Raw genomic sequence first — 3620 nt, 5'->3', positions numbered from 1 at the left:
TGTGAGAGTAGGTCATCGTCAAGATTAAATTCCGAAACCCCAATTGCGAAAGCAGTTGGGGTTTTGTTTTGCCCGCAGGAAAGTTTATCAGGGATAAAAAGTTCGGGAAGACTATCTAGTTCAAATACAAAAGCCCCGTCGCAATCGAAATTGCGACGGGGCTTTTGTTTTACCGTCAGCCGACGAATTGCCACAACGTGCCGCGACTGCATCATTGATCTTCAACATCAGACTGGATAAGCGGTTAACCCTCGTTCAGCTCAATTTTACCCATTGAGGTACTGACTTCGGTTATGTGTCGGCGACCGTAGACTTCGTATGTGCGGCTGCCGTCATCGCTGTCCGGTTTACGCAATGCCAGTTGCGCGAACAAACCATTCTTTTCGCTGTAACTGCCGAACCAGTCGATCAAGGCGCCGATGTAACAATCATTGCCAATGAAGACTGGCAGGTCGGCTACTTTTTCAATGCTGTAATGCGCCGGGCCAAAGCTGTAGTAATCGTTTTCACCAGCGCCTGTAGCCGGAATAGGGCAGAGCGGTTCTTTTGAAGGGATAGCAGCGGTTTCATTTACTTTCGCCACTGCCAGATTGAGCGCTCGGTGCAGATCGGGTTCGAGTTCAAACGTGCTGTTGCCGTCATCTTTGTGTTGAAGAACGGGCACGTTGAGGTCGTAGTGATAACGGATCGTCACCGTAGGCACCTGGACGTTGATTTGCAGCGGGTTGAGCAAGTAGATCCGATCAACGCCGTACTCGCTGTTTCGATAAGCCGCGTAAGTTTTGCCACGCAGGTTTATCCAGTCTACCGACTGATTGGCACCGCGATCGTTGGTGTAGAACAGCGAACTTTCGGGCTCAACAGAGCATTTGACGAACCGTTCTCCGTCGCGACGCCAGGTTTCCACATAGGTGAACAGACCTGTGCCCCCGGCGTAGGTATTCACAATCAGATCGCGCTGCCCGTCGCCATCCAGATCCTGCAAAGTGTAAGAGGTCAGGCCGGTTTCGGCAGCGTCAGTGATCCGCGAAGCGGTCAAGGCTCGCCATTCATTTGCAGTAACACCTTTGGGTTGTGCAGTCGGAAAGTGCGTTATCGACGAATCCTCTTCACTGGCATCGCCGTGAAAACCGCCGGCAGTTGTTTTCACGGCGAGCGCGGCGAGTGCTCGGTCCAGCGCAAATTCGGGATCATCTTTACTGGCGGCTTGAATGCTCTTTTGCAGGTCGTCCAGCGCCTGTTCATCGAGGTCATCCGGTTGATAGGCAACGGCTGCCTGCCACTGTGCCAGCAGCACTTGCAGGCGCTCGCGATAGTGCTGATCCAGGCACGAAATGTCTTCGGCGCATTCGTTGCGGGCTTTCAGCCACAGTCGTTGAGTGCGCCTGAGCTCAGGTTGTGCGGGAGCAGAAACCTTGAATAAATCCCGATAAACCACCTCCATCTGCGCATCCAGTTCATACAGCGACTTGTTCGCGCAAACAGTGTTTTCGACGGCATTCGCCGCTTTTGTGCAATCCATTCCAGCCGCCATTGCCTGCTGAACAAACAGCAGAGCGCAGGCGGACACGATGTAGCGTCCTTTGATGTCCACGATGTAAGCCTTGTAGTGGGAAGTTGTCCTGGCGCGCAGGGTAAATGCTCGCAGAGGAATCTTGAAGCACTGGCTTCAGGGAACCGCACTTCTGGCCGATAACCCATTCGGTGACTTAAAAGTGGCGCGAAATCGCTTGATAGCATTTTGCCGCCAGCTATCATCTGCGCGCCTGAAATTGCCCTCACTTCAATTGCCTGGAAATCTTCGATGCTGTCGTATCACCAAAAAAGCTTTCTGATCGTCGATGATTTCTCGGATTTCCGCAGTTCCGTGCGTTCGATGCTGCGTGAGCTCGGGGTCAAGGACGTCGACACGGCCGACACCGGTGAGCAGGCGCTGAAGATGTGCGCGCAGAAGTCCTACGATTTCATCCTGCAGGATTTCCATCTCGGCGATGGCAAGAAGAACGGCCAGCAGGTGCTCGAAGATCTGATGTCGGAAAAGCTTATCAGCCATGAAGCGGTGTTTGTCATGGTGACGGCCGAGACCAGTCAGGCGATGGTGCTCAGTGCTCTGGAGCACGAACCGGATGCGTACCTGACCAAGCCGTTCAACCGCTCCGGCCTGGCCCAGCGCCTGGAGCGTCTGGAACAGCGCAAGACGTTGCTCAAGCCGATTCTACAAGCCCTCGATCGTGGCAAACCGGTCGAGGTGCTTAACGCCTGCATCGCCCTGTGCAAGCAGGACATTCGCTATTCACCGCTGTGCCTGCGTTATCGCGCCGATGCGCTGCGCGAGATGAATCAGAACGAAGCGCTGGAACGTCTCTATGACAGCATCATTGCTGACCGGCCGTTGCCATGGGCATTTGCCGGACTTGGCAAATTGCTGTTCAAGCGTGGCCAGGTGGCGCAAGCCAAGGGCGTTTATGAAAAGGCCCTGAAGGTGTTCCCGATGATGCCGGCGCTGTACGACGGCATGGCCGATGTACTGGTCGCCGAAGGCGATAGCAAAGGTGCGCAACGGGTGCTGGAGGAGGCGATTCGCCTGTCTCCCTTGGCGGTGCGTCGGCAGGCGTTGCTGGGCAAACTGGCGATGGCCAACGAAGACTTCGACACCGCGTCCCGCGCCTATCGTCAGGCCGTAGCGCAAGGCGCGCAGTCGCGCTTCAAGGATCCGGAAAGTAATCTCGGCCTGGCTCACGCGCTGATCAGCAAAGGCAGTGAGCGCGGGCTCGACACGCGCACACGCCTGGAGATCAACACCACGCTCAGTGCGGTGGCCAAAGAAAACCCGAGCGACCCCGGCCTGCAGATTCGTGCGCGTCTGATGAAAGCCACCAGTCTGTTGCTCAACGATGCCGAGACCGCAGACAAGCTCACCGAGCAAGCGCTTATGCGCCTCGACGGCATGGAGCAGTTCATGAGTCCGGAAGCTGCGCTGTTGGTCGCCAAGCAATTGCAGATGCTCGGACAGGCCGAGGCGGGCACCTCGATGCTCAAGAGCTGCGCAGAGATCTACGGTGACGATCCGGCAGTAATGAAAGACATCGCCAAGCTCACTGATGACCCGACTATCCTCAGTTCCAGCAACGCCGCTGCTGACCTCAACCGTCAGGGCGTGCGCGTGTACAAGACCGGCAACCTGGTGGAGGCCCGTGAGGTGTTCCGCAAGGCGCTGAAGATGCAACCGAAGAACATCAGTATCGCGCTGAACATGGCCCAGTCGCTGCTCCACGGCACCGACACCAGTGTGCCGTCGGCGGAACTGGAAGAATGTCGGGCCTGCCTGAAAATGGTTGGCCTGATGCCCGACACCGACGCGCGTTTTGCGCGTTATCAGAAGCTGAAAAGCAAGGCGTTTGGCGAATGAACCACGACGAGCAAGCTCTGGATTTTTCTACGGTGATCGCCTCCACCGTCCACGACATGAAGAACTCGCTGGCCATGCTCATGCAGGCCCACAGCCAATGGCTGGCACGGTTGCCTGAGGCGCAACGACTAGGCGCGGAGCAGGGTGTGATCGACTTCGAGTTTGCCCATCTCAACGGCATGCTGGTGCAACTGCTCGGGCTGTACAAGCT

3 protein-coding genes and 1 pseudogene are annotated in these 3620 nt (G+C 56.4%); 2 read left to right on the top strand and 2 right to left on the bottom strand.

The annotated features are described in order from the left end of the window. Both AC1DVF_RS28680 and AC1DVF_RS28675 read right to left on the bottom strand, forming a co-directional pair. Nucleotides 1-215, bottom strand: a 215-nt coding sequence (locus AC1DVF_RS28680; RefSeq protein WP_477783567.1) for a hypothetical protein, incomplete at its 3' end; no start/stop codon positions are given. A 29-nt stretch (nt 216-244) separates the two neighbouring features. Then, complete coding sequence (locus AC1DVF_RS28675; RefSeq protein WP_477783566.1) at nt 245-1594, bottom strand: lysozyme inhibitor LprI family protein; 1350 nt, start codon at nt 1592-1594, stop codon at nt 245-247. Between the two features lie 210 nt (nt 1595-1804). Here AC1DVF_RS28675 and AC1DVF_RS28670 point away from each other — a divergent pair, with 210 nt between their 5' ends. Beyond that, on the top strand, nt 1805-3409 hold the full coding sequence (locus tag AC1DVF_RS28670; RefSeq protein WP_093442081.1) for a tetratricopeptide repeat-containing response regulator: 1605 nt from the start codon (nt 1805-1807) through the stop codon (nt 3407-3409). Next, nucleotides 3406-3620: pseudogene (locus AC1DVF_RS28665) on the top strand (sensor histidine kinase); the annotation flags it as partial. The gene AC1DVF_RS28670 and the pseudogene AC1DVF_RS28665, both read left to right, overlap by 4 nt.

This window comes from Pseudomonas sp. P4_D7 (genome assembly GCF_056401755.1).
Note: the sequence above shows the minus strand (reverse complement) of the source record. Positions and strands in the feature narration are given on the sequence as shown.